40 protein-coding genes are annotated in these 24976 nt (G+C 43.8%); 38 read left to right on the forward strand and 2 right to left on the reverse strand.

Going from position 1 to position 24976, the window contains the following annotated elements; all coding sequences use genetic code 11:
* Nucleotides 1-14 precede the first annotated feature (14 nt).
* The 36 genes from rplC (at nucleotide 15) to rpsI (ending at nucleotide 19849) form a co-directional block, all read left to right on the forward strand.
* Nucleotides 15-644: a 50S ribosomal protein L3 gene (gene rplC, locus D5F11_RS17885; RefSeq protein WP_120118035.1), complete on the forward strand. Its 630-nt coding sequence runs from the start codon at nucleotides 15-17 to the stop codon at nucleotides 642-644.
* A gap of 29 nt (nucleotides 645-673) precedes the next feature.
* Nucleotides 674-1297, forward strand: a complete 624-nt coding sequence (gene rplD / locus D5F11_RS17890) for a 50S ribosomal protein L4 (protein ID WP_120118034.1) — start codon at nucleotides 674-676, stop codon at nucleotides 1295-1297.
* On the forward strand, nucleotides 1297-1581 hold the full coding sequence (gene rplW / locus D5F11_RS17895) for a 50S ribosomal protein L23 (protein WP_120118033.1): 285 nt from the start codon (nucleotides 1297-1299) through the stop codon (nucleotides 1579-1581). The genes rplD and rplW overlap by 1 nt, the downstream gene beginning before the upstream one ends.
* A gap of 37 nt (nucleotides 1582-1618) precedes the next feature.
* On the forward strand, nucleotides 1619-2452 hold the full coding sequence (rplB, locus tag D5F11_RS17900) for a 50S ribosomal protein L2 (RefSeq protein ID WP_120118032.1): 834 nt from the start codon (nucleotides 1619-1621) through the stop codon (nucleotides 2450-2452).
* A gap of 60 nt (nucleotides 2453-2512) precedes the next feature.
* Nucleotides 2513-2791 carry a 30S ribosomal protein S19 gene (gene rpsS / locus D5F11_RS17905; RefSeq protein WP_120118031.1) on the forward strand — a complete coding sequence of 93 codons (279 nt, stop codon included), beginning with the start codon at nucleotides 2513-2515 and terminating at the stop codon, nucleotides 2789-2791.
* An 18-nt stretch (nucleotides 2792-2809) separates the two neighbouring features.
* Nucleotides 2810-3151, forward strand: coding sequence for a 50S ribosomal protein L22 (gene rplV, locus D5F11_RS17910; protein ID WP_120118030.1), 342 nt, complete (start codon nucleotides 2810-2812; stop codon nucleotides 3149-3151).
* 3 nt (nucleotides 3152-3154) lie between these two features.
* Nucleotides 3155-3811 (forward strand): 30S ribosomal protein S3, encoded by a 657-nt coding sequence (gene rpsC / locus D5F11_RS17915; protein ID WP_018708736.1) that lies wholly within the window; start codon nucleotides 3155-3157, stop codon nucleotides 3809-3811.
* A 2-nt stretch (nucleotides 3812-3813) separates the two neighbouring features.
* Entirely contained in the window at nucleotides 3814-4248 is a 435-nt protein-coding gene (rplP, locus tag D5F11_RS17920; protein WP_018708737.1) for a 50S ribosomal protein L16, read from the forward strand.
* Nucleotides 4238-4441 carry a 50S ribosomal protein L29 gene (gene rpmC / locus D5F11_RS17925; protein ID WP_018708738.1) on the forward strand — a complete coding sequence of 68 codons (204 nt, stop codon included), beginning with the start codon at nucleotides 4238-4240 and terminating at the stop codon, nucleotides 4439-4441. The genes rplP and rpmC overlap by 11 nt, the downstream gene beginning before the upstream one ends.
* Nucleotides 4442-4460: 19 nt before the next feature.
* Entirely contained in the window at nucleotides 4461-4724 is a 264-nt protein-coding gene (rpsQ, locus tag D5F11_RS17930; protein WP_120118029.1) for a 30S ribosomal protein S17, read from the forward strand.
* 40 nt (nucleotides 4725-4764) lie between these two features.
* The gene (gene rplN / locus D5F11_RS17935; protein WP_120118028.1) at nucleotides 4765-5133 is read left to right on the forward strand and encodes a 50S ribosomal protein L14; all 369 of its coding nucleotides are present in this window, start codon (nucleotides 4765-4767) and stop codon (nucleotides 5131-5133) included.
* Between the two features lie 41 nt (nucleotides 5134-5174).
* Entirely contained in the window at nucleotides 5175-5540 is a 366-nt protein-coding gene (gene rplX / locus D5F11_RS17940; protein WP_120118027.1) for a 50S ribosomal protein L24, read from the forward strand.
* A 23-nt stretch (nucleotides 5541-5563) separates the two neighbouring features.
* On the forward strand, nucleotides 5564-6103 hold the full coding sequence (gene rplE, locus D5F11_RS17945) for a 50S ribosomal protein L5 (protein WP_120118026.1): 540 nt from the start codon (nucleotides 5564-5566) through the stop codon (nucleotides 6101-6103).
* A gap of 21 nt (nucleotides 6104-6124) precedes the next feature.
* Nucleotides 6125-6310, forward strand: coding sequence for a type Z 30S ribosomal protein S14 (locus D5F11_RS17950; RefSeq protein WP_018708743.1), 186 nt, complete (start codon nucleotides 6125-6127; stop codon nucleotides 6308-6310).
* 29 nt (nucleotides 6311-6339) lie between these two features.
* Nucleotides 6340-6738, forward strand: coding sequence for a 30S ribosomal protein S8 (rpsH, locus tag D5F11_RS17955; protein ID WP_120118025.1), 399 nt, complete (start codon nucleotides 6340-6342; stop codon nucleotides 6736-6738).
* A 27-nt stretch (nucleotides 6739-6765) separates the two neighbouring features.
* The gene (gene rplF, locus D5F11_RS17960; RefSeq protein ID WP_120118024.1) at nucleotides 6766-7302 is read left to right on the forward strand and encodes a 50S ribosomal protein L6; all 537 of its coding nucleotides are present in this window, start codon (nucleotides 6766-6768) and stop codon (nucleotides 7300-7302) included.
* A 30-nt stretch (nucleotides 7303-7332) separates the two neighbouring features.
* Nucleotides 7333-7695, forward strand: coding sequence for a 50S ribosomal protein L18 (gene rplR / locus D5F11_RS17965; RefSeq protein ID WP_120118023.1), 363 nt, complete (start codon nucleotides 7333-7335; stop codon nucleotides 7693-7695).
* Between the two features lie 23 nt (nucleotides 7696-7718).
* Nucleotides 7719-8219, forward strand: a complete 501-nt coding sequence (rpsE, locus tag D5F11_RS17970) for a 30S ribosomal protein S5 (RefSeq protein ID WP_120118022.1) — start codon at nucleotides 7719-7721, stop codon at nucleotides 8217-8219.
* 12 nt (nucleotides 8220-8231) lie between these two features.
* Nucleotides 8232-8414, forward strand: coding sequence for a 50S ribosomal protein L30 (rpmD, locus tag D5F11_RS17975; protein WP_120118021.1), 183 nt, complete (start codon nucleotides 8232-8234; stop codon nucleotides 8412-8414).
* Between the two features lie 28 nt (nucleotides 8415-8442).
* Nucleotides 8443-8883, forward strand: a complete 441-nt coding sequence (gene rplO, locus D5F11_RS17980) for a 50S ribosomal protein L15 (RefSeq protein WP_120118020.1) — start codon at nucleotides 8443-8445, stop codon at nucleotides 8881-8883.
* A complete protein-coding gene (gene secY / locus D5F11_RS17985; protein WP_120118019.1) occupies nucleotides 8883-10175 on the forward strand; it encodes a preprotein translocase subunit SecY in 1293 nt (430 codons plus the stop codon). Before rplO ends, secY begins: the two co-directional genes overlap by 1 nt.
* A 41-nt stretch (nucleotides 10176-10216) precedes the next feature.
* Complete coding sequence (locus D5F11_RS17990; protein WP_120118018.1) at nucleotides 10217-10867, forward strand: adenylate kinase; 651 nt, start codon at nucleotides 10217-10219, stop codon at nucleotides 10865-10867.
* Complete coding sequence (gene map, locus D5F11_RS17995) at nucleotides 10867-11613, forward strand: type I methionyl aminopeptidase (protein WP_120118017.1); 747 nt, start codon at nucleotides 10867-10869, stop codon at nucleotides 11611-11613. Before D5F11_RS17990 ends, map begins: the two co-directional genes overlap by 1 nt.
* 15 nt (nucleotides 11614-11628) lie before the next feature.
* On the forward strand, nucleotides 11629-11964 hold the full coding sequence (locus D5F11_RS18000) for a KOW domain-containing RNA-binding protein (protein ID WP_120118016.1): 336 nt from the start codon (nucleotides 11629-11631) through the stop codon (nucleotides 11962-11964).
* Nucleotides 11942-12160, forward strand: coding sequence for a translation initiation factor IF-1 (gene infA, locus D5F11_RS18005; protein WP_018708754.1), 219 nt, complete (start codon nucleotides 11942-11944; stop codon nucleotides 12158-12160). Before D5F11_RS18000 ends, infA begins: the two co-directional genes overlap by 23 nt.
* A gap of 36 nt (nucleotides 12161-12196) precedes the next feature.
* The gene (rpmJ, locus tag D5F11_RS18010) at nucleotides 12197-12310 is read left to right on the forward strand and encodes a 50S ribosomal protein L36 (protein WP_016205879.1); all 114 of its coding nucleotides are present in this window, start codon (nucleotides 12197-12199) and stop codon (nucleotides 12308-12310) included.
* A gap of 19 nt (nucleotides 12311-12329) precedes the next feature.
* Nucleotides 12330-12695 (forward strand): 30S ribosomal protein S13, encoded by a 366-nt coding sequence (gene rpsM / locus D5F11_RS18015; protein ID WP_120118015.1) that lies wholly within the window; start codon nucleotides 12330-12332, stop codon nucleotides 12693-12695.
* A 23-nt stretch (nucleotides 12696-12718) separates the two neighbouring features.
* Nucleotides 12719-13108 (forward strand): 30S ribosomal protein S11, encoded by a 390-nt coding sequence (rpsK, locus tag D5F11_RS18020; protein WP_120118014.1) that lies wholly within the window; start codon nucleotides 12719-12721, stop codon nucleotides 13106-13108.
* 165 nt (nucleotides 13109-13273) lie between these two features.
* Nucleotides 13274-14218, forward strand: coding sequence for a DNA-directed RNA polymerase subunit alpha (locus D5F11_RS18025; RefSeq protein ID WP_120118013.1), 945 nt, complete (start codon nucleotides 13274-13276; stop codon nucleotides 14216-14218).
* A gap of 38 nt (nucleotides 14219-14256) precedes the next feature.
* Entirely contained in the window at nucleotides 14257-14619 is a 363-nt protein-coding gene (gene rplQ, locus D5F11_RS18030) for a 50S ribosomal protein L17 (RefSeq protein ID WP_018709171.1), read from the forward strand.
* 574 nt (nucleotides 14620-15193) lie between these two features.
* The gene (locus tag D5F11_RS18035; protein ID WP_120118012.1) at nucleotides 15194-16033 is read left to right on the forward strand and encodes an energy-coupling factor ABC transporter ATP-binding protein; all 840 of its coding nucleotides are present in this window, start codon (nucleotides 15194-15196) and stop codon (nucleotides 16031-16033) included.
* Nucleotides 16009-16881 (forward strand): energy-coupling factor ABC transporter ATP-binding protein, encoded by an 873-nt coding sequence (locus D5F11_RS18040; RefSeq protein WP_120118011.1) that lies wholly within the window; start codon nucleotides 16009-16011, stop codon nucleotides 16879-16881. Before D5F11_RS18035 ends, D5F11_RS18040 begins: the two co-directional genes overlap by 25 nt.
* Entirely contained in the window at nucleotides 16878-17675 is a 798-nt protein-coding gene (locus D5F11_RS18045; RefSeq protein WP_120118010.1) for an energy-coupling factor transporter transmembrane component T family protein, read from the forward strand. The genes D5F11_RS18040 and D5F11_RS18045 overlap by 4 nt, the downstream gene beginning before the upstream one ends.
* Nucleotides 17676-17700: 25 nt before the next feature.
* On the forward strand, nucleotides 17701-18441 hold the full coding sequence (gene truA / locus D5F11_RS18050; protein ID WP_120118009.1) for a tRNA pseudouridine(38-40) synthase TruA: 741 nt from the start codon (nucleotides 17701-17703) through the stop codon (nucleotides 18439-18441).
* A 559-nt stretch (nucleotides 18442-19000) separates the two neighbouring features.
* On the forward strand, nucleotides 19001-19438 hold the full coding sequence (gene rplM / locus D5F11_RS18055; RefSeq protein ID WP_120118008.1) for a 50S ribosomal protein L13: 438 nt from the start codon (nucleotides 19001-19003) through the stop codon (nucleotides 19436-19438).
* A gap of 18 nt (nucleotides 19439-19456) precedes the next feature.
* Complete coding sequence (rpsI, locus tag D5F11_RS18060) at nucleotides 19457-19849, forward strand: 30S ribosomal protein S9 (protein WP_120118007.1); 393 nt, start codon at nucleotides 19457-19459, stop codon at nucleotides 19847-19849.
* A gap of 404 nt (nucleotides 19850-20253) precedes the next feature.
* Here rpsI and D5F11_RS18065 read toward each other — a convergent pair whose 3' ends face one another.
* Both D5F11_RS18065 and esaA read right to left on the reverse strand, forming a co-directional pair.
* Entirely contained in the window at nucleotides 20254-20724 is a 471-nt protein-coding gene (locus D5F11_RS18065) for a YueC family protein (RefSeq protein ID WP_120118006.1), read from the reverse strand.
* On the reverse strand, nucleotides 20714-23878 hold the full coding sequence (esaA, locus tag D5F11_RS18070) for a type VII secretion protein EsaA (protein ID WP_120118005.1): 3165 nt from the start codon (nucleotides 23876-23878) through the stop codon (nucleotides 20714-20716). Before esaA ends, D5F11_RS18065 begins: the two co-directional genes overlap by 11 nt.
* Nucleotides 23879-24334: 456 nt before the next feature.
* Here esaA and D5F11_RS18075 point away from each other — a divergent pair, with 456 nt between their 5' ends.
* Nucleotides 24335-24625 carry a WXG100 family type VII secretion target gene (locus tag D5F11_RS18075; protein WP_077111584.1) on the forward strand — a complete coding sequence of 97 codons (291 nt, stop codon included), beginning with the start codon at nucleotides 24335-24337 and terminating at the stop codon, nucleotides 24623-24625.
* A 76-nt stretch (nucleotides 24626-24701) separates the two neighbouring features.
* Complete coding sequence (gene yukD / locus D5F11_RS18080) at nucleotides 24702-24941, forward strand: ESX secretion system protein YukD (RefSeq protein WP_018709244.1); 240 nt, start codon at nucleotides 24702-24704, stop codon at nucleotides 24939-24941.
* The last annotated feature ends 35 nt before the right edge of the window (nucleotides 24942-24976 follow it).

Below are 24976 nucleotides of genomic sequence, written 5' to 3' on the forward strand. Positions count from 1 at the left end.
AGGAGGTGTGACTCATGGCCAAAGGAATCTTAGGTAGGAAAATCGGTATGACGCAGATTTTTGCTGAAGACGGAAGACTTCTCCCTGTAACAGTAGTTGAAGCTGCTCCCAACGTTGTTCTTCAAAAGAAAACAGTTGAGGCGGACGGATACGAAGCTGTTCAAATCGGTTTTGAAGACAAACGCGAAAAGCTAGCCAACAAACCTGAAAAAGGACATGTTGCCAAAGCAGAAACTGCACCTAAGCGCTTCGTACGTGAGTTAAATAACGTAAATCTAGATGAATATGAAGTTGGTCAAGAGATCAAAGTTGATATTTTCGCAGAAGGCGATGTAGTGGATGTAACAGGAATTTCTAAAGGGAAAGGTTTCCAAGGTGTTATCAAACGCCACGGTCAAGGCCGCGGACCAATGTCCCACGGTTCCCACTTCCACCGCAGCCCTGGATCAATGGGCGCTGTTGACCCAGCTCGTGTATTCAAGCAAAAGAAACTCCCTGGACAAATGGGCGGACAGAAAATCACTGTTCAAAACCTTCAAATTGTCAAGGTTGATGCAGAACGTAATCTTCTTTTGATCAAAGGAAATGTCCCTGGATCGAAAAAAGCATTGCTTGAAATCAAAACTGGAATCAAGGTTAAATAAATAGTTTCGTAAGGAAAGGAGGAAATGAAATGCCAAAAGTAGCCGTATATAATCAAGAAGGTTCTAAGGTCGGAGAAGTGGATCTCAACGATTCTATTTTCGGAATTGAGCCAAACAACCATGTTTTATTTGAAGCAATCGTCATGCAGCAAGCTTCATTAAGACAAGGTACATCTAAAGTAAAAACACGTTCGGAAGTGCGCGGCGGCGGACGTAAACCGTGGCGCCAAAAGGGCACAGGTAGAGCACGACAAGGATCTATCCGCTCACCACAATGGCGCGGTGGTGGAACAGTATTCGGACCGGTTCCACGCAGCTACAGCTACAAGCTTCCTAAGAAAGTACGCCGTCTTGCTATCAAATCAGCATTGTCTGCAAAAGCTTTGGAAGAAAGCATCCTTGTAGTAGAAGCATTGACTTTCGATGCTCCTAAAACAAAGGAATTTGCTAAAGTTTTACAAAGCTTGCCAGTTGGCAAAAAAGCGTTGGTTGTAACTGATGTTCCAGAAGACAATGTGGCACTTTCTGCAAGAAACATCCCAGGAGTTACAGTTGTTGATGCAAACAGCATCAACGTGCTTGATGTTGTTGGGCATGAAACATTGATCCTGACGAAAGCCGCAGTTGAAAAAGTCGAGGAGGTGCTTGGGTAATGGATGCACGTGACGTTATAAAGCGCCCCGTAATCACAGAGCGTTCCATGGACATGACAGCTGACAAAAAGTATACTTTCGAAGTTGACGTCAAAGCCAACAAAACACAGGTGAAAGACGCAGTAGAAAGCATCTTTGATGTAAAAGTCGCAAAAGTCAATGTCATGAACTACAAAGGTAAATTCAAACGTATGGGCCGTTTTGCAGGCTACACAAACAAACGCCGCAAAGCAGTGGTCACTTTGACTGAAGACAGCAAAGAAATCGAGTTTTTTGAAGTTTAATCTTTAATCTTTCAATAAATGCAGAGGAGGGAAAAAAATGGCGATCAAAAAATACAAACCTACCTCCAACGGTCGACGCAACATGTCAAGCTTGGACTTTGCCGAGATTACTACTGATAAACCGGAAAAGACATTGCTTGCGCCTCTTAACAGAAAAGGCGGCCGTAACAGCCAAGGTAGGACTACAGTTCGTCATCGCGGAGGCGGTCATAAACGTCAATATCGTATTATCGACTTCAAACGCAACAAAGATGGTATACCCGGACGCGTTGCTACTATCGAATACGATCCAAACCGTTCCGCAAACATTGCTTTGATCCACTATAATGATGGTGAAAAGCGTTATATTCTAGCTCCAAAAAACCTTCAAGTGGGCATGGAAATCATGTCTGGTCCTGAAGCTGACATCAAAGTAGGAAATGCTCTTCCGCTTTCTTCCATTCCAGTTGGTACAGTTGTACACAACATCGAGTTGAAACCTGGTAAAGGCGGCCAGCTTATCCGTTCCGCAGGAACTTCAGCTCAGGTTCTTGGTAAAGAAGGTACAAAATACGTGCTTGTCCGTTTGAACTCAGGTGAAGTGCGCATGATCCTTGCTACCTGCCGTGCAACAGTCGGTGAAGTGGGTAATGAGCAGCATGAACTTGTAACAATCGGTAAAGCAGGTCGTTCACGCTGGTTGGGCAGACGTCCTCACGTTCGCGGTTCCGTTAAGAACCCTAACGACCATCCACATGGTGGAGGAGAAGGAAGATCACCAATCGGTCGTAAGTCTCCTGTTACTCCTTGGGGTAAACCAACTCTTGGTTACAAAACAAGGAAGAAAACAAACAAGTCGGATAAATTTATTGTACGCCGCCGCAAAAAATAACGAGGTTGTCCTACGGTTCTTTAATCGGACCGTAGCGCAATCACGAAGGGAGGTACCAGCATGGGTCGCAGCCTGAAAAAAGGACCTTTTGTAGATGAGCATTTGATGAAAAAAGTTGAGAACTTAAATGAGACTGACAAGAAACAAGTGATCAAAACTTGGTCTCGCCGTTCCACAGTATTCCCGGCATTTGTCGGACATACAATCGCAGTCTATGATGGACGCAAGCATGTTCCAGTTTACATCAGTGAAGATATGGTTGGCCACAAGCTCGGTGAATTTGCGCCAACTCGTACTTATAGAGGTCATGCCGCAGATGACAAAAAAACAAGACGCTAATGAGAGGAGGGCATCCTAATGCAAGCAAAAGCTGTTGCTAAAACAGTTAGAATTGCTCCTCGTAAAGCACGCCTGGTCGTCGATCTTATTCGAGGAAAGCAAGTAGGCGAAGCAATTGCCATCTTGAAGCATACTCCAAAAGCAGCTTCTCCGGTTGTAGAAAAGCTTTTGAAGTCTGCTGTAGCAAATGCAGAGCATAACTATGACATGGACGTAAACAACCTTTTAGTATCAAAAGTATATGTTGATGAAGGTCCGACAATGAAACGTTTCAGACCACGTGCTCAAGGTAGAGCCAGCCAAATCAACAAACGAACAAGCCACATTACAATTGTGGTATCAGAACAGAAGGAGGGGTAGTTCGTGGGTCAAAAAGTAAACCCTATTGGAATGCGTATCGGCATTATTCGTGATTGGGAATCCAAGTGGTACGCAGACAAAGAATACGCAACTTTACTTCACGAAGATATAAAGGTGCGTGAATATATCGAAAATCGTCTCAAAGACGCTTCGGTTTCCAAAATTGAAATCGAACGTGCTGCAAACCGCATCAACATCACTGTCCACACAGCCAAGCCTGGAATGGTTATCGGTAAAGGTGGAAGTGAAGTAGAAGCCCTAAGAAAAGCATTGAACAAGCTTACAGGCAAACGAGTTCATATCAACATCGTTGAAATCAAAAAAGCTGATTTGGATGCGAAACTTGTTGCTGAAAACATCGCTCGTCAATTGGAAAGCCGGATCTCTTTCCGCCGTGCGCAAAAGCAGGCGATCCAGCGTACATTGCGTGCAGGTGCACAAGGTATCAAAACAATGGTTTCCGGCCGACTTGGCGGAGCTGATATCGCTCGTTCGGAACACTACAGCGAAGGAACTGTTCCACTTCATACACTTCGCGCAGATATCGACTATGCACATGCTGAAGCAGATACAACATACGGTAAGCTCGGCGTCAAAGTTTGGATTTACCGTGGAGAGGTCCTTCCAGAAAAGAAAAAGTCTGAGGAAGGAGGAAATTAATCATGTTAATGCCTAAAAGAGTGAAATACCGTCGTCCACATCGTGGAAACATGCGCGGTAAAGCAAAAGGCGGTACTGAAGTAGCATTCGGTGAATACGGTCTTCAAGCTCTTGAAGCTTCTTGGATCACAAACCGCCAAATTGAAGCAGCAAGGATCGCCATGACACGTTATATGAAACGTGGCGGTAAAGTATGGATTAAAATTTTCCCTCATAAAGCTTATACAGCTAAACCTTTGGAAGTACGGATGGGTTCCGGTAAAGGGGCTCCTGAAGGCTGGGTAGCTGTAGTAAAACCTGGCAAGATCATGTTTGAAATTGCTGGTGTATCTGAAGAGGTGGCTCGTGAGGCACTTCGACTTGCATCCCACAAACTTCCAGTAAAATGTAAGTTTGTTAAACGAGAAGAAATTGGTGGTGAACGAAATGAAGGCTAAAGAAATCCGTGATTTGACCACTGCCGAAGTTGAACAGAATATCAAGTCTTTAAAGGAAGAATTATTTAACCTTCGCTTCCAGCTAGCTACAGGGCAATTGGAAAATACTGCCCGCATCCGAGAGGTCCGCAAAGGGATCGCCCGCATGAAAACGATCATTCGTGAAAGAGAGATCGGCATAACCAATCGATAGGTGAAAGGAGGTTGCGGATATGGCTGAACGCAATCAGCGTAAAGTATACACAGGTCGTGTTGTCTCCGATAAAATGGATAAAACTGTTACAGTAATGGTTGAAACATATAAAAAACACAGCTTGTACGGCAAACGCGTAAAATATTCCAAGAAATTCAAAGCTCATGATGAGTTGAACGAAGCTAAAGTTGGGGATGTTGTCCGTATTATGGAAACTCGCCCTCTATCGGCTACAAAACGCTTCCGTCTTGTAGAGGTAGTTGAAAAAGCGGTTATCATTTAATTTTGTTTCGGATAGTTGAGTCCGAAGGGAGGTAAACAAGGTGATCCAACAAGAATCCCGTTTGAAAGTAGCTGACAACTCCGGTGCACGTGAAGTATTGACAATCAAAGTGCTCGGCGGTTCTGGACGTAAAACGGCAAACATCGGTGATGTGATTGTATGTACGGTGAAAAATGCAACACCTGGTGGCGTTGTCAAAAAAGGTGACGTTGTAAAAGCAGTTATCGTCCGCTCTAAATCAGGTGCACGCCGTCCGGACGGTTCCTACATCAAATTTGATGAAAATGCATGTGTCATTATCCGTGACGACCAAGCTCCAAGAGGAACTCGTATCTTCGGACCAGTGGCTCGTGAGCTCCGCGATAAAAACTTCATGAAAATTGTTTCTCTGGCACCAGAGGTTCTTTAATATAAACACATGATTCGGTCACTCAAGGAGGTGCGATTCAAATGCACGTTAAAAAAGGCGACAAAGTGATGGTCCTTTCCGGCAAGGATAAAGGGAAAACAGGTACAGTACTTGCAGCATTTCCTAAGAAAGAACGCGTACTTGTCGAAGGAGTTAACATTGTGAAGAAGCATGCGAAACCTTCCCAAGAAAACCCGCAAGGCGGAATTTTTGACAAGGAAGCAGCCATTCATGCTTCTAATGTTATGGTCATTGATCCAAAAACTAATGAGCCAACAAGAATCGGCTATAAAAAAGTTACGGTCAAAGGCAAAGACGGTTTAGAAAAAGTCAAAAGTGTCCGGGTATCTAAGAAATCCGGTGAAGTTTTAGATACAGATTTAAAAGACAAGATCATTAGCCAGTAAGTAGAAGAAGGGAGGTACAAAATATGAACCGCCTAAAGGAAAAATATCAAAAAGAAATCACACCTGCTCTTATGAGCAAGTTCAACTATAAATCAGTTATGCAAGTACCAAAAATTGAAAAAATCGTAATTAACATGGGTGTTGGCGATGCTGTTCAAAACGCTAAAGCACTTGATAATGCAGTGGAAGAACTCTCTATGATCACAGGTCAAAAGCCTGTTGTGACAAGAGCGAAAAAATCCATTGCGGGATTCCGCCTTCGTGAAGGAATGCCGATTGGTGCTAAAGTGACACTTCGCGGTGAACGCATGTATGAGTTCTTTGACAAATTGGTTTCTGTATCATTGCCACGTGTTCGTGACTTCCGCGGAATCTCCAAGAAGGCATTTGATGGACGCGGCAACTATACACTTGGAATCAAAGAGCAGCTCATTTTCCCAGAAATTGATTACGATAAAGTAAGCAAGGTTCGCGGAATGGACATTGTTATTGTCACAACAGCTAACACTGATGAAGAATCACGCGAGCTATTAACTGGATTTGGAATGCCATTTCAAAAGTAATCGTAAAAGGGAGGCGAAATAGTGGCTAAGAAATCAATGGTAGTCAAGCAGAAACGTACGCCTAAGTATAAAGTTCAAGAATATACACGCTGCGAACGCTGCGGCCGTCCGCATTCTGTTCTTCGCAAATTCAAATTATGCCGTATCTGTTTCCGTGAATTAGCCTACAAAGGTCAAATTCCAGGCGTTAAAAAAGCCAGCTGGTAAGCCCGATATTGGGAAGGAGGTAAATATTAATGGTTATGACTGATCCAATTGCAGACTTGCTTACAAGAATTCGAAACGCGAACATGGTCCGCCACGAGAAATTGGAAATTCCAGGTTCTAAAATCAAGAAGGACATTGCTGATATCCTTAAAAAAGAAGGTTTCATCCGCGATGTAGAATTCATCGAAGACAACAAGCAAGGTATTATCCGCATTTTTCTTAAATATGGAGCGAATAACGAGCGCGTTATTACCGGACTAAAACGTATCAGTAAGCCCGGTCTTCGTGTTTATGCAAAAGCAAACGAGGTTCCAAAAGTATTGAACGGTTTAGGAATTGCGCTTGTATCAACTTCTCAGGGAGTACTCTCCGACAAAGAAGCAAGAGCGAAACAAGTCGGCGGCGAAGTACTCGCATATGTTTGGTAATTTAGCAGAAAGAACGGAGGTGCAACAATGTCCCGTATAGGCAATAAACCAATTGAAATCCCTTCTGGCGTAACAGTAACAAAAGAAGCAAACAAAGTGACTGTCAAAGGGCCAAAAGGTGAACTGAGCAATACATTCAATTCAGATATCAATATCAGCATTGAGGACAATGTCATCAACGTGACTCGTCCATCCGATGCAAAAGAACACCGCTCCATGCATGGAACAACACGTTCCCTTGTAGCAAACATGGTAGAAGGTGTATCTAAAGGCTTTGAAAAATCACTTGAGCTTGTCGGTGTTGGTTACCGTGCACAGAAACAGGGCAAGAAGCTTGTGCTAAACGTTGGCTATTCCCACCCTGTAGAATTTGAACCGGAAGACGGTATCGAAATCGATGTACCATCCAACACAAAAGTGATCGTTAAAGGCTTCAACAAAGAAAGAGTCGGAGCATTGGCTTCTGATATTCGCGCTGTACGTCCGCCTGAGCCATACAAAGGCAAAGGAATTCGCTACGAAGGCGAATATGTACGCCGTAAAGAAGGTAAAACAGGTAAATAAAGCCGCTAGGCATTGAAAGGAGTGACTCGCATGATTACAAAGCTTGATAAGAACAAAGTGCGCAAGAAAAGACATGCACGCGTCCGTACGAAAATCAGCGGAACAAGTGAGCGTCCACGTCTAAGCGTATACCGTTCTAATAAAAACATTTACGCTCAATTGATCGACGATGAAACCGGGGTAACTTTAGCTAGTGCCTCCACTCTTGACAAAGAGCTTGATATCGAGTCTGCCGGCAATGCAGAGGCTTCCCAGAAAGTGGGAGAGCTCATCGCAAAGCGAGCAGCGGATAAAAACATCAAATCAGTGGTATTTGACCGCGGCGGTTACTTATACCATGGGCGTGTAAAAGCATTGGCTGATGCAGCGCGCGAGAATGGACTAGAATTTTAATACAAAAAGGAGGGACGGACTACATGAGTCAAATTGATGCCAACAAACTTGAACTAGAAGAACGCGTAGTTACAGTAAACCGTGTGGCAAAAGTTGTGAAAGGTGGACGCCGCTTCCGCTTTACTGCACTGGTTGTAGTAGGTGACAAAAACGGCCATGTCGGATTTGGTACTGGGAAAGCTCAAGAAGTTCCAGAAGCGATCCGCAAAGCGATCGAAGATGCTAAGAAGAACATGGTTGATGTACCTTTAGTTGAGTCAACAATTCCACACCAAATCATTGGCCGTTACGGCGGTGGGCAAGTATTGCTTAAACCGGCTAGTGCGGGTACTGGAGTTATTGCTGGGGGACCTGTCCGTGCGGTACTTGAGCTTGCTGGAATAGCTGATATCACTTCAAAATCACTTGGATCCAGCACACCAATTAACATGGTTCGTGCAACTGTTGAAGGGATCAAAAACCTGAAACGTGCTGAAGATGTAGCGAAACTTCGCAATAAAACAGTAGAAGAATTGTTAGGTTAAGGAGGGGAGATCATGACACAAAAACTAGCAGTCACCCTCAAACGCAGCTTGATTGGACGGACACAAGATCAGCGTGACACTGTGAAAGCACTTGGGTTGCGCAAGCTTCACCAAACAGTCGAGCATACTGATAATCCGGCTATTCGGGGAATGATCAACAAAGTTTCCCATCTTATAGAAGTAAAAGAACAATAATCAACAAAGAATGAAGGAGGTGCGCAAAATGAAACTTCATGAGTTAAAACCTGCTGAAGGAGCTCGTAAAGAGCGCAACCGTGTAGGTCGCGGTATCGGTTCAGGAAACGGCAAAACTTCCGGCAGAGGACATAAAGGACAAAATGCTCGTTCAGGCGGCGGTGTACGCCTCGGATTTGAAGGTGGCCAAACTCCTTTATTCCAACGTTTGCCTAAACGTGGTTTTACAAACATCAATCGCAAAGAGTATGCGGTTGTTAACTTGGACGCACTAAACCGCTTTGAAGACGGAACTGAAGTGACTCCTGAACTTTTGATTGAAACTGGAGTTGTTCGGAACGAAAAATCCGGTATCAAGATTCTTGCGAAAGGTAACATCGAGAAAAAGCTTACTGTAAAAGCGAATAAATTCTCGTCTGCTGCAAAAGAAGCTATTGAAGCTGCCGGCGGTTCAACTGAGGTGGTTTAATGTTTCAAACGATCTCCAACCTTATGCGTGTGCGGGATATAAGAAGAAAAATCATTTTCACCTTATTGATGCTGATTGTTTTTCGAATCGGGGCTTTCATACCGGTTCCAAATGTTGATGCAAACGTACTGAAAATGCAAGATCAAGCCAGTCTGTTTGGCTTTATGAATATTTTTGGCGGCGGTGCCCTGCAAAACTTCTCTATTTTTGCGATGGGGATCATGCCATACATTACGGCATCCATTATTGTTCAGCTTTTGCAAATGGATGTCGTGCCAAAATTCACTGAATGGTCTAAGCAAGGTGAAGTGGGAAGGCGTAAACTGGCACAGTTTACCCGCTACTTCACAATTGTTCTTGCACTCATCCAGGCGTTGGGTATGTCTTACGGGTTCAATCGGATGACACAGCTTCAACTGATTAAAGATCCCGGATTCGGCACGTATATCACCATTGCCATCGTCTTGACTGCTGGGACAGCATTTTTGATGTGGCTAGGCGAACAAATCACATCACATGGCGTTGGGAACGGCATTTCCATCATTATCTTTGCTGGAATTGTCGCTGGGATTCCAGGCGCTGTGAACCAGATCTATGCTCAACAGTTTGAAGGTGCAGGAGACCAATTATTTATTCGAATTGTCGTCATGCTGCTCATCCTGCTTGCTATTATTGCCATTATTGTCGGCGTGGTCTTTGTCCAGCAGGCATTGCGTAAAATTCCAATCCAATATGCAAAACGCATGGATGGACGCAACCCTGTCGGAGGACAAAATACCCATTTGCCTTTGAAGGTAAATGCAGCTGGAGTTATTCCAGTCATTTTCGCGAGCGCGTTTATTGTTACTCCACAAACGATTACGACATTCTTTGGTTCAAGTGAACTGGCAAGCACGATCCAATCGTTTTTTGACCATACGAAACCAGTCGGAATGATTATATATGTTGCATTGATTGTTGCCTTTACTTATTTTTATGCATTTGTTCAGGTCAACCCTGAGCAGGTTGCTGAAAATCTGAAGAAGCAGGGCGGTTATATACCAGGAATTCGTCCAGGCAAAAATACTCAGGAGTACATGACACGCGTTTTGTACCGACTGACTTTTGTTGGAGCACTATTTCTGGCGTTGATTTCAATTTTACCGGTATTCTTTATTAAATTTGCTGGATTGCCGGAAGCTGCCCAAATTGGTGGAACAGGATTGTTAATTGTTGTCGGTGTTGCGCTGGAGACGATGAAACAACTGGAGGCTCAACTGGTTAAGCGCCACTATAAAGGCTTCATTAAATAAAAGACGGGTAACTTCCCGAATGAAAGCAAGGGGCGGTATGAATGAATTTAGTATTGATGGGACTTCCTGGAGCGGGTAAAGGTACACAAGCTGAAAGAGTTGTGGCGAATTACGGTATTCCGCACATTTCAACAGGAGATATGTTCCGAGCTGCAATGAAAGAAGGTACGGAGCTAGGTATGCAAGCTAAATCCTTCATGGATAAAGGCGAGCTTGTCCCGGACGAAGTGACCATCGGAATTGTTCGCGAGCGCTTGAGCAAAGCAGATTGTGACAATGGATTCCTGTTGGACGGCTTCCCGAGAACAGTGCCGCAAGCCGAAGCTCTTGAAAATATCCTTACAGATCTGGGAAGAAAAATTGATTATGTGATCAATATTCAAGTAGACCAGGAAATTTTGATGGAAAGACTGACTGGGCGTCGTATTTGTAAAAGCTGCGGTGCCACTTATCATTTAGTCTTCAATCCGCCTGCTTCAGCAGGCGCCTGTGATCGCTGCGGTGGAGAGCTGTATCAACGACCTGATGATAATGAAGAAACAGTTCAGAACAGACTTGAAGTAAATGTGAAGCAGACACAGCCACTCCTTGATTTTTATCAAGCAAAAGGCTATTTGAAGAATATCAATGGCCAGCAGCACATTGACCAGGTTTTCTCTGATATTGATTCACTTCTAAGGGATTTGAAATAATGATTATTTGCAAAACACCTCGAGAAATAGAAATCATGAGAGAAGCGGGACGGATTGTTGCGCTGACTCATCAAGAGTTGGTAAAGCATATTCAGCCAGGGATCACAACAAAAGAGATCGATTCGATTGCTGAAAAGTTCATCAAAAAGCATGATGCGCATCCATCTTTCCTCGGGTATAACGGGTTTAAAGGAAGTGTCTGTGCATCTGTAAATGAAGAGCTTGTTCACGGAATACCAGGTGACCGCATTCTAAAGGATGGCGACATCATCACATTGGACATCGGAGCCGAGTACAACGGCTATCACGGTGATTCCGCGTGGACATATGCAGTAGGCAAAATCGATGAGGAAACGAAAGAATTGCTTGATGTTACAGAGGAATCCCTCTATAAAGGCTTGGAAGAAGCGAAGCCGGGTGCTCGTCTTTCAAACATTTCCCATGCGATTCAAGCGTATGTGGAATCCAATGGACTTTCCATTGTCCGTGAGTATGTAGGGCATGGTATTGGTCAAAACTTACATGAGGATCCACAAATCCCAAACTACGGACTCCCAAATAAAGGACCTCGTTTACGACCTGGTATGGTGCTTGCCATTGAACCGATGGTAAATGCCGGAAGCCGCTATGTAAAAACATTGGCGGACAATTGGACGGTCGTGACGGTTGACGGCAAAATGTGTGCACATTTTGAGCACACCATAGCCATTACAGATACAGGTTTTGAGATATTAACAAAGTTGTGAGCGTAGGTGATCGGGTTGAAAGAGTCTGATTCGAACCCCCAGATAGGCCAGGTCGTCTGTATTCATAAGGGGCGAGATACCGGGCAGTACGCGATTGTTATTCAACTCATTGATGAACGGTTTGTTTTGATTGCGGATGGTGATAAACGAAAGTTTGACCGCCCCAAAAAGAAAAACATTCAACACCTGGAATGTTTCGACTATATTTCTCCGGAAGTACGCACTAGCATGCTAGATACCGGAAAAGTCACTAACGGGAAGTTGCGATGGGCTCTTGGAAAATTCATGGAAGATGTTTTGGAAGTTTTAGAGAAGGGAGACGAGTATGATGGCGAAGGAAGATGTAATTGAAGTTGAAGGCAAGGTAGTAGATACTTTGCCAAACGCCATGTTTAAGGTAGAATTAGAAAATGGTCATACGGTGCTAGCACATGTATCGGGAAAAATTCGCATGCATTTCATTCGAATTTTGCCTGGTGATAGAGTAACCGTAGAACTTTCTCCGTACGATTTAACTAGAGGAAGAATCACTTACCGTTTTAAATAAGTGTGCACTTCAGGCTCTTAAGGAGGTTTTTAAAAAATGAAAGTACGGCCATCAGTAAAGCCGATCTGCGAGAAGTGCAAAATCATCCGTAGAAAAGGCAAAGTCATGGTGATCTGTGAAAACCCTAAGCATAAACAAAAACAAGGATAAATGAAGGAGGTGCTAGCGCATGGCACGTATTGCTGGTGTAGATATTCCGCGTGAAAAACGCGTAGTAATTGCTTTGACATATATTTACGGGATCGGTCAAAACACAGCTTCCAAAATTCTTGCAGAAGCGGGTGTTTCCGAAGATACACGCGTACGCGACTTGACTGACGACGAACTGGATAAAATCCGTGGAATCATTGACGCATTGAAAGTCGAAGGTGACCTTCGCCGTGAAGTGTCTTTGAACGTGAAACGCTTGATGGAAATTGGTTCTTATCGTGGTCTTCGCCACCGCCGTGGACTTCCTGTACGTGGACAAAATACGAAGAACAACGCTCGTACACGTAAAGGCCCACGTAAAACAGTAGCAGGTAAGAAAAAATAATAAGTAAAGGAGGTTTTTAATCAATGGCACGCAGAACTAACACTCGTAAACGTCGTGTGAAAAAGAATATTGAAAGTGGTATTGCACACATCCGTTCCACTTTTAACAATACAATTGTAACGATCACTGATACACAAGGTAATGCAGTATCCTGGTCTTCTGCCGGAGCACTTGGCTTCAAGGGTTCCCGTAAATCTACTCCATTTGCGGCTCAAATGGCTGCTGAAACAGCTGCAAAAGTTGCAATGGAAAACGGCATGAGAACTCTTGAAGTAACAGTTAAAGGACCTGGTGCAGGACGGGAAGCTGCCATTCGTGCACTTCAAGCTGCTGGACTTGAGGTTACAGCTATCAGAGACGTAACTCCTGTACCTCACAACGGATGCCGTCCACCAAAACGTCGTCGTGTATAATGAATTTGTATAAACTCTGTATTACTTGTCTATAATGGGGTAATATATGAATTTATCGTGAAAATTCTATTTTTCCTCACCAGTTGTTGCAAATTCGAAATGTAACATGGGGAATTTCGGACAATCTGACCGGAGTTTCGACGTTTTGAAGGAGGGTATATGTGAATGATCGAGATTGAAAAACCAAAAATAGAAACGATTGAGATCAGCGAAGACGCCAGATACGGGAAATTTGTTGTTGAACCGCTTGAACGTGGATATGGTACAACTTTGGGTAACTCCTTACGTCGTATTTTACTATCTTCACTCCCGGGTGCGGCGATCACATCTATTCAAATTGAAGGTGTACAACATGAATTTTCAACCGTTGAAGGTGTAGTCGAAGATGTTACCTCTATCATCCTTAATCTAAAAAAATTAGCTTTGAAAATATATTCGGATGAAGAAAAGACATTGGAAATCGACGTGCAAGGCGAAGGGGAAGTAAAAGGTTCCGACATTATGCATGACAGTGATGTTGAAATTTTGAATCCCGATCTGCCTATTGCTACGCTTGCAGCCAATGCGAATTTCCGTGTCCGTATGACCGCACAGCGCGGTAGAGGCTATACGCCTGCTGATTTGAACAAACGTGACGACCTTCCAATCGGCGTCATTCCTATCGATTCTATTTATACACCAGTTTCCCGTGTAAACTATCAGGTGGAAAATACTCGTGTAGGCCAAATGACAAACTACGATAAACTGTCGCTCGATGTTTGGACAAATGGCAGCATCAGCCCCGAAGAAGCTATTTCTTTAGGTGCAAAAATTTTAACAGAGCACTTAAATATCTTTGTCGGTTTGACGGACGAAGCTCAACATGCCGAAATTATGGTTGAAAAAGAAGAGGATCAAAAGGAAAAGGTTCTGGAAATGACAATCGAAGAGCTGGATCTTTCTGTTCGTTCTTACAACTGCTTGAAGCGTGCAGGAATCAATACTGTCCAAGAACTTGCCAACAAAACGGAAGAAGATATGATGAAAGTGCGTAACCTTGGAAGAAAATCGTTGGAAGAAGTAAAAGGCAAGTTGGATGAACTGGGCCTCGAACTTCGCAAAGACGACTAATTGAAAAATACACGTCACCATGAAGGAGGGAAACCTGAATGTCTTATCGTAAATTAGGACGCACGAGTTCTCAACGCAAAGCTATGCTTCGAGACCTGGCAACAGACTTAATTATCAGTGAACGCATTGAAACAACTGAAGCACGCGCGAAAGAACTTCGCTCTGTTGTTGAGAAAATGATCACACTTGGAAAACGCGGAGACTTGCACGCACGCCGTCAGGCAGCGGCTTTCATCCGTAAAGAAATTGCAAACGCGGAAGAAAACCAAGATGCATTGCAAAAACTGTTTTCTGACATCGCGCCTCGTTACGCTGAACGTCAAGGCGGATACACTCGAATCATGAAATTGGGACCTCGCCGTGGAGACGGAGCCCCAATGGTTATCATCGAATTAGTTTAATTCGCGATGGAAAAGGGCAGGGCGCGCGGGTCTCGCCCTTTTTCTTTAAAGAGTAAAAAAGTACAAAGTTAGATGGAATATTTTGTTCTAATTAAGATTTAATATGTCTAGCTACGACGTACAGGAAGTACTAGTGCAAGCGAAGCGACAGGATGTCGCGCCCTGAGCCTGCAGGCGCCATCGGCTCGAGGTCACAAGTCAAATTGCTGTGGTGGCTGAGGGAACTGCCTCCTCGCAATTCGCCTTGTGCTTGTCGCCGCTAGGCGGGCGCCTTGCGCTTTTCTTAAAACATGAAGCTAAAAAAGAGCGTTACGATAGGCACAAACAAATAGAAAGTGATCCTGTCTAGCTCCATGCACCTTCTCCCCCTGCTTAGCCGCATGGGCCAAGGTACCGGTTGTCCGGCACCTGGAGCAAGGTGCAGGCTTTTTTCTATTTATAGAGGTAGTTCAAAAAGGACCAAATGGCTATGAAGAGCTTCTTTTCATTGCCTGCTTTTTGGTAGCCTTTTGAACACCTGCTAACAAACGCTTGTTAAAAGGAAATGAAGCAAAGGCACGAGGAGGAATAGGGGATGGCCTGTCCGGTGATTACCATTGAAGATGTTTCCTTCCGCTATAATGGACAGGAGGCGTACGCCTTAAAGGATGTATCTTTTTCAGTTGATGACGGGGAGTGGCTGGCAGTAGTAGGCCATAACGGATCAGGAAAGTCCACTCTTGCAAAAATTTTGAACGGACTACAGTTTCCCGAACAAGGAACGGTCAAGGTTCAGAATCTTCTTTTAAGTGAAGAAGCGATCTGGGATATCCGTCGGATGGTGGGGATGGTATTCCAAAGTCCGGACAACCAGTTTGTCGGAACGACAGTACAAGATGATGTGGCTTTTGGGTTGGAGAATAACGGAGTGCCGCACGATGAAATGGTTAGCCGTGTCAAAGAAGCTCTTGAACGTGTTCATATGGCAGACTTTCTTAACCAAGAGCCACACCATCTTTCCGGCGGCCAAAAACAGAGGGTGGCAATTGCAGGTGTTATAGCATTGCGTCCTAATGTGATTATTCTGGATGAAGCGACTTCCATGCTGGATCCTCTTGGCCGGGAGGAAGTATTGCAGACCGTCAGGGAATTGAAAGAGGAGCAGGGGCTGACAGTCATCTCGATCACGCATGATCTGGAAGAAGCGGCCAGGGCGGATCGAATTATTGTCATGAATAAGGGCCAGGTATATAAGGAAGGAAAACCAGAAGAGATTTTTGAACTGGAAGAGGAACTGATCACTCTGGGGCTGGATATCCCTTTTCCTGTAAAAATGAGCCACCTATTGCGTAATGCAGGCTTAGACTTGCCTAAAATGTACCTGACAGATAAAGAGTTGGTGAATGATCTGTGGAAATTACATTTCAAGAAGTAGAATACCGTTATTCAGCCGGTACGCCTTTTGAGCGGCTGGCCATCCAAGATGTCAACCTGAACATTAAACAGGGTGTGTTTATGGCATTGATCGGGCATACAGGCTCTGGGAAGTCGACAATCCTTCAGCATTTGAATGCCTTGCTGCAGCCGACAAAAGGCCGGGTGATCATAGGCGATAGAACGATTGAAGGCGGGAAGAAAGAGAAAAATCTTCGAGGCATTCGTCAGAAGGTCGGCATCGTCTTTCAGTTTCCGGAGCATCAGCTTTTTGATGAAACTGTAGAGAAGGACATATGCTTTGGTCCAATGAACTATGGTGTTTCTGAAGAGGAAGCAAAGCAAAGAGCCAAGAGACTTATAAAAGAAGTCGGACTGCCAGAAGATGTTCTTCAGAAGTCCCCATTTGATTTGTCAGGCGGACAGATGAGAAGAGTAGCCATTGCCGGAGTACTCGCCATGGAACCGGATGTATTGGTTTTGGACGAACCGACAGCAGGGCTTGATCCTCGCGGCCGTACAGAAATAATGGACATGTTTCACCATCTTCACAAAAAGGAAAAACTGTCTACCATTCTAGTAACTCACAGTATGGAAGATGCGGCGAAATATGCGGACGAAATTGTCATCATGCATAAGGGGCAAGTACAAAGGATCGGGGATCCGGAGAGTATTTTTTCAAATCCTGCAGAGCTCCTTGAATTAGGATTAGATGTTCCCCAGGTCGTCAAATTTCAATATCAGCTTGAACAGCAGATGAATATTAAATTTGAAAAGACTTATTTAACGTTAGAGGAACTAACCAATGCTTTGGCAAGATTGAAAGAGCAAGGCGGTGGCGGCTCATGATGGAGAAAATGATATTTGGGCGCTACATTCCAGGCGATTCTTTCCTTCATCGGATGGACCCTCGTTCAAAGCTATCATTTGTATTTGGCTTTATTCTTATTGTATTTTTGGCGAATAATATCATGACTTATAGTATCCTAGTGGGCTTTGTCATCATGCTGATCCTCCTTTCTAAAATGAATATCAAGTTTCTGGTGAATGGTTTGAAGCCGGTCATTTACCTGATCATCTTTACTTTCATTTTACAGCTGTTCTTTAATAAAGAAGGGGAGATTATCTACAGTATCGGCAAGCTTCATATTTATGAAGAAGGGCTTCGTATGGCTATTTTCATCTCCGTACGCTTCTTCCTCCTGGTTTTTGTAACAACCTTGATGACTTTGACAACAACGCCGATTACCTTAACAGACGGGCTTGAAAGCTTGATGAATCCCTTAAAACGTTTCAAATTCCCAGTCCATGAGCTGGCGCTCATGATGTCTATTTCTTTGCGTTTCATTCCGACACTGATGGATGAGACGGATAAAATCATGAAAGCGCAAATGGCCAGGGGTGTGGAATTTTCCAGCGGGCCCATTAAGGATCGGATTAAAGCCATTGTGCCTTTGCTCATCCCGCTGTTTGTCAGCTCCTTTAAAAGAGCGGAGGAATTAGCAACCGCCATGGAGGCGAGGGGCTACCGTGGAGGCGAGGGCAGGACGAAATACCGATTGCTTGAGTGGACAGGACGTGATACGGCTACTGTTGTCGTGTTTATCATTCTTACAGGAGTTCTGATCTGGTTCAGGACGTAAAGGGTATCATGTGAGGAGAAAAGATATGCAGCGTTATAAAGCGGTCGTCGCCTATGACGGCTCCGGTTTTTCCGGCTATCAGATTCAACCGAGAGGGCGGACGGTTCAGGGAGAAATCGAACAGGTACTCCGAAAACTGCATAAAGGCGAGGTTATAGGCGTGACAGCTTCTGGAAGGACGGATAGCGGCGTCCATGCTCGTAGGCAAGTTATTCATTTTGATTCACCTCTGAAGCTTTCAGGTGAACAATGGATCAAGGCGCTGAACAGCCTCCTTCCAGACGATATCTCGTTTTTGAAAGTGGAGGCAGCTCGTTCCGATTTCCATGCCCGCTTTGATGCAACGAAGAAAAAGTATAAATACTTTTTATATGGCGGCCTGGTGAGAGACCCTTTTAAGCGGCACTTTGCTGCCCATGTACGCGGAGCCTTTGATGTGAAGGCAATGAGAGAGGCAGCTGAGTATTTGACAGGTACTCACGACTTCACGAGCTTTTGCTCTGCGAAAACCGAAACGGATAACAGAGTGAGAACCCTTTTTGAACTGGATATCCAAGAGCACGGTAACGAATTGGAACTAACGTTCGTCGGAGACGGCTTTTTATACAACATGGTCAGGATTATCGTTGGCACTTTGCTGGATGTCGGCAGCGGAAAAATGGAAATTAGCAACATCCCAGGCATTCTGGCTGCCAAAGACCGCACCTTGGCGGGAAAGACAGCCCCAGCAGAAGGGCTGTATCTATGGGAAGTTTACTACGAATGATGTGTTGGCCTGGATAGTAAATTGGTGATCTGGACAGAAAAGCTGAAGGTTTGGACAGTAAATAGGGAAACTGGACAGTAAGGCTGAGAGTTTGGACAGTAATTTGAGAAGCCGGCAGAAAAGCCGAGAGTTTGGCTAGTAAATGGAGGATCTGGACAGAAAAGCCGAGAGTTTGGCTAGTAAATGGAGGATCTGGACAGAAAAGCCGAGAGTTTGGCTAGTAAATAAAGAAGTTGGACAGTAAAGCAAGAATTCGGCTAGTAAATTAAGAAACCGGACAGTAAAACCAAGAGCTTGGATAGTAATTCTTAAAAGCCCGACAGTCATTGGATCAATCGGCTAGTTTTTTAGCGCCGGGTAAAACGGCCCGGTCAGCAGATAAAAATTCTTTGACAACCATGCCAGGTGTTCAAAAATCCCTTGACTTTACTTGTCAAAGAGGATAAAATATCAGATGGTATTATTTTTATATCTCCACGATAAGCCCCGGAAACTTATTGTGATGAAAAATAAAAATACGACGAATGTGAACTTTTTAATTCATTTGGGAGGGTAACAAATGCGTACTACGTATATGGCTAAAGCCGGTGACATCAATCGTAAATGGTACGTCGTTGACGCTGAAGGCAAAACACTTGGCCGCCTTGCAACTGAAGTTGCAACACTTTTGCGCGGTAAACATAAACCGACTTATACGCCGAATGTTGATACAGGCGATCACGTAATCATCGTGAATGCAGCGAAAATCGAATTAACAGGCAACAAGCTTCAAGACAAAATGTACTATCGCCACTCAGGCTATGCTGGCGGAATCAAAGCGACAAATGCTGCTGAAATGAGAGCAAAACGACCTGAAAAAATGATCGAGCTTGCGATCAAAGGCATGCTTCCAAAAGGACCTTTGGGACGCCAAATGTACAGAAAACTGAATGTCTATGCTGGAGCAGAGCATCCACATCAAGCACAACAACCGGAAGTGTACGAACTTCGCGGGTAATATAAAAGGAGGATAACAATGGCACAAGTTCAATATTATGGTACAGGCCGTCGTAAAAGCTCCGTAGCCCGTGTACGTTTAGTACCTGGCGAAGGCCGTATCGTTATTAATAATCGTGAAGTAGAAGACTACATCCCATTCGCAGCTTTACGCGAAGTAATCAAGCAGCCACTTGCTGCTACTGAAACTCTAGGCAACTATGACGTATTGGTAAACGTTCAAGGTGGCGGCTATACTGGTCAAGCAGGCGCAATCCGCCACGGCATCGCTCGTGCGTTGCTTGAAGCTGATCCTGAATACCGTGCACCACTTAAGCGTGCAGGTCTCTTAACTCGTGACCCACGTATGAAAGAGCGTAAGAAATACGGTCTTAAAGGCGCACGTCGTGCACCACAGTTCTCAAAACGTTAATATCGTTGTCATATCAACGTTTAAAGCCTCTACCCAAGATGTTTGGGAAGAGGCTTTTTTAGGGTTCTATACTGAATGTTGTGGTTTTAGGATATTGAGAGAACACTAAAAACAAAACACATTACAGACCTGCTAAGCAGATGGGATTCCATAACTCGGCTATGTTCAGGAACTATCAACGCTTTCATGATGGACTGAAAGAGAGAGTTTTAAAAATACCTAGAGTAAAGTGTTTCAACAGACTTTATTTTACAAACCCAAATGACGTAACTCCCCAAAAGATTAGTTAAGAGTGCTGTTTTTTTGCCTAAGTGGTTCAAAAGAATCAATAAATGTATGTTCTCCTCGTTGCTCTCTATCACTAAAATCCCCCGCTTATGCTTAACATAAACGGGGGAATGATTTTACTGCTCCATTTGATTAAACCCTTTAGGCAAGATATACACAAACAGCGTTAAAAAGAGTGTTATTACAACACCTCCCAGTGCCCAAGGGAGCCAAGCAACGGATGAATCATCAGTGTTAGGTGTCTGTTGCGGCAAAGGATTTTCTGTATCAAACAGTCCAATATGACTTGCGATCATTTCGGTTGTGACTTTATCTTCTCCTGTGAAAGAGAGGGTATGAATCATTTCATCGTATTCTTGTTCCCGTGGTTGATCGAATTGTAACTTACGCACTTCTTCAGGTACACGTACCGGCTCTTGTGCCTCTTCTGAAGTGTGATCTTTTCGTAGATTGGACCGGATTTCATGCTCTTGATATTCGGCGGGATCCGTACGTGTAGGTTCTTTCGCCCCAAAAGAGAGGGGAGAAAATCCTGTAAGGAGCACTACTACTACACCACAACAAACAGTCAAACGTTTAAATTTCATATTCCTCTTCCTCTGCTGAATGACGTAATTGTTGATTTTTGTAAATGTGTTTAGCCACTATTATTGCGATTGAAAAGCAGGTGATGGCGAATAGTACCGTAGCACCTGGTACGAATAGCTTTTGTTCTTGATGTTGAATGGATATGAATAGTTCAGCTATCGGGTTATTGGAACTAAAGTTTGGCATCGCCATATCAAGGAGCGGAGTGGTAAATAGGAAAATGATTAAAACGCTCCCGAGTGCTCCTATCCATGGTCCGATCATGAGTATTAAGCACATTAATCCTGATGTAGCCAGGACAAGCAGTACCGTAATAATGGACCATTGAATGGCTTGTGCCTCCGACATTTTATAGATATTGAGCCCGTATATGCTAATAATTAATCCAAGAGCAACTGATAAAATAACATATAGTGATAGATGTACAGAGATAGGCAAATTCCCATAATGGTGAGCCAAATATCCAATCAGTAGGCTTACAAGCAAGATAATCACAAGCATGACAACCGGTGGCGTAAACGGTTCGGCAGGTTCTACCACTTGTTCTCCAGCAACGTTGACCGGGTTGGACAAGTGTTTGTATACGTAGTCGTTGTAATAGCCATCGTTAATTGCATTATGAAGAATGTCATTCATATTGTCGTGTACAAGTTTTGTTGTATCCACACTCTTTTTCCATCGGTTATTTAGATCATCAGATTTGCTTTGGACACTTGAGACTTGTCCAAACATTTCTTCCGTTGACCCAATCAAATCGTCTTGGTGCTTGCTAAGAGAGGATACTACACCGCCAAGTTGTTCGACCTCCATTAGAGACGCTTGATGACTCATCTGCACAAGGTGGCCGTCAAGGCCCTCGATTGGCCCAGCTTCAATTTCGATTGGTTTGCGGTTACTTTTTATTTGCTCTAAAGCGTTACCCGCATGTACATGTGTTTCATTAACCAATGATAAAATAAGCTGTTGCTCCTCTTTTATTTCAGCACTTAGGTCGGTGAGCACGGTATTCGTATCTTTAAGGAGAGTATCCATTTCGGTACGTGCGTCTGTAGAGAATTTCTGGAATTGTTTAATATCCTCGGTTAAGAACATGAAGGATGTCACGTTTTCTTGTGATCCAAGGATTTGTTCCCTTAACTCTCCCATATGAGCAAATTGCTTAATCGCCGCATCTGCATGTTCCCGATTTAAAGTGCTACTAGCACGATAGTTCCGCATGGTCAGTTCAAGCTCAGAAAGTAATCCGTAATAGTCCATCAGTAAGCTAGGGTCACTATTTTGGATTGGATCCCCAAAACGAGAAGCAAATTCACTTGCTGGTTGTGATGATAAAATCCGCTCTTCGCGCTTCTGAATTTTGTCTATCAGTGAGCTCGGTAGCGCCTCTGCTCTTTCTTCTAATTGATCCACGTAGTGCTGCAGTTTTTCTAAGTAGTCGACATAGCTGGATACGAGATCGTGGTTGTTTTTGATGTTTGTCTTTTGGCTGTTCAATTCATTTTCTAGCTGCTCAATAATCGCCATTGCTTCTTCCCAAATCGTATACGGGGAACGGCCATTTTGAGGTGTATCTGGTTGCTGTGGTTCTCCTGGCTGTTCAGGTTGTTCAGACTGTTCTTCTGAATCCCTTTTATTGTCTTGGTCATTATCTTCGGACTTCCCTAATGTGTCTTTTTGTCCGAGATCGTTGTCCGATTCACTCGGTGATCCTGGTTCAGTGTCTGGTGTTGGCTCAGGTTGTTCTTCTGAATCCCTTTTATTGTCCTGTCCATCATCTTTGGACTGCCCCATTGTGTCTTCTTGTTCGAGATCGTTGTCTGGTTCACCAGGTGATTCTGGTTTAGTGTCTGGCTCTGGATCAGGCTCAGGCTTCTCTTTTTCCGGTTCAAGCTTGGTAAGCAATTCTTTTATGGTTTTGGCTTGCTCCTGCACCTCGTCAAGCGTATTTGGTGTCAGCCCCTTCAATTCATCTTGTGGTGCACCTGGCCGCTGTCGCTCATCGGGAGTTTCTTGAGTCAGGTCCTTACGTATGACGAGAGTGGATTCCATTGTAGATAAAAAGGCATTCAAAGCGTCTTGCTGATTGTAATTTCTAATGACATCCCTGTGTGATTGCGGCAGGAGGTCAATCTCTCGATTTAATGCCTGAAAAGAGGTGTTCATATTCGTTTCAAAGCCTTGCATTTGTTGATTGAGAGTACCTACTCCAGCACGAATCGTTTGCAAATAGTCGTATACGTTGTTTCCTTCATTTTCTAATCGCGGCTGAAAGGGTTCTTGGCCTTCTCTGATCCGTCTCTCACCATCTTCTAATAATGAGTTGAACTCGGCGGATGCTTCCTTGATTAGCTGTTCATTTTCAAGATCGATTAATTGTAAAGAATCTACTACATCTGCTTGATAAGCTAGGTACGTGTCGATATTGTTTGTGAGCGTTTCAAAAGCCTTTTCTGCTTCTGTAAGGCTGCTTTGAGAACTCCCTGCAATACCTGTTGCCTCTTTCGAGTAGGAAAATAGCTGCCTTAAGCGCTCACGCTGGCGGTCAATTTCTTTCCCTAGTTCTTGTGAGCTGGGAGCGTAAAACGAATACATTTCATTTAAGAAATCGATTTCTTTGTCTAGTATCTCACCAAAGTTCGTTTGAACTTCGTTAATTTCTTCACTTACATAACGCCAATACATGGCTGTGACTTGCCCGTTCAGCTTTTGTTGGGCAGCTTCGAGCTCTTTTTGGACACGTTCTTGGTTTTTCGCGTTTAGGTGGGGTGATATCTCAAAGCGAATGTTAGTGATTCTCGGTACTTCCTCCTTAAATGACATAATGTCGCGTGAAAACGAGGAAGGAATATAAATGACAGCATCGTATTCTTTGTTTTCTAGCCCTGTTTGTGCGGCGCTCCGGCTGACAACAGGCCATTCGTACTCAGATTCACCGCCTTCAATCGTTAAAATCGAGTCTTGTCCTAACGTGACGAGGTTATCTTTTGCTCGAAGAAAACCATCATCTTCGTTAACAATTGCGATTTGTTCTGTCGTGTTTTTTGGACGAAACGTTGGTTCAGGCCCAATGTAATTAAAAAAGCCGATGGGGATCGAAGCGATGATTAGAATGGCGATGAGTAGGCTGATGACACTGCTTTTCTTGCCTCTCACAGTCTACAAATCCTCCTTCTTTAAATGATTATCCATACGTCGATAAGATTCGACTGTATGTCACGATTTCCTTATTATCGTATCAGAAACAATGATTGATAAAAACATAATTTTGTGTGAAAGTATAAATAAATGGAAAATTATGTTTGGTCATTAACGATAACATAAGACTTTTGGGGAACAAATCAACTAGATTGGGGAAAGATGAAGACAAAAGAGAGATAAGTTACGGTACTACCATGTCTAACTATCATTTAACTTTCCGTTTCATTCTGGTCTTCGAAAAAGATTGTACTTCCCCAAAGCGGGTTTCTAGGGTAGTTAGTGCTTGAGGAAGAAGAGATACAACCATGGTGATTGTAAAATATATCCAAAAAAGGTTGACATTACAATAATTTCACTCTTACAATAATTATGTATTATAGAAAAATCGTAATTTTTAGGAGGGGCTTTTTCATGGCACAAATTCGTATGACACCTGATGAATTACGCACGGAGGCAAATGAGACCCGTGCAGATGCAGCATCGTACCAAGAGTTACTGCAAAGAGGAGATGCACGTATTATGAAGCTGGGCTCTACTTGGGAAGGGGAGGCATTCCAAGGATTTGCTGAACAGTGGCAAGACAAACGGAGGCACGTAGAAGAGCTCATCCAGTTGTACGAAGAGCTTGGAGCACAAACGGATGATATTGCGAACGTTGTTGAAACAACAGACCAAGAAATCCGTAGCCGTATTGGATACTAATTCATTTTACGGAGCGCAATCGCGATTCATGTTATTGTGGATTGTGATTGCTTTTTCTTTGGGAAGAGGTGTTTTTGTGTACATAAAAGTAACAGTTGATTTGCGTAATTACTTAGAAAAGGAGATTGATTTGCGTTTATCCGACCAATACACTGTGCGCAAGTTCATCGACATTGTGTGGGAAATTGAAAAGCTGAACCAACAGCGACGAGAGGGGGATTATATCCGGATTGAAAATAAAGCGCGGATACTTGGAGGAGATCAGATCTTGGCAGACCATGGTGTCACAAATGGTGATCGTTTAGTGATACTGTGAACATTCGCTCATAGGAGAGGGGCAGAGTTGGCAAA

It is taken from the genome of Siminovitchia terrae (assembly GCF_003605405.2).
Classification (GTDB): Bacteria; Bacillota; Bacilli; order Bacillales; family Bacillaceae_C; genus Siminovitchia; species Siminovitchia terrae.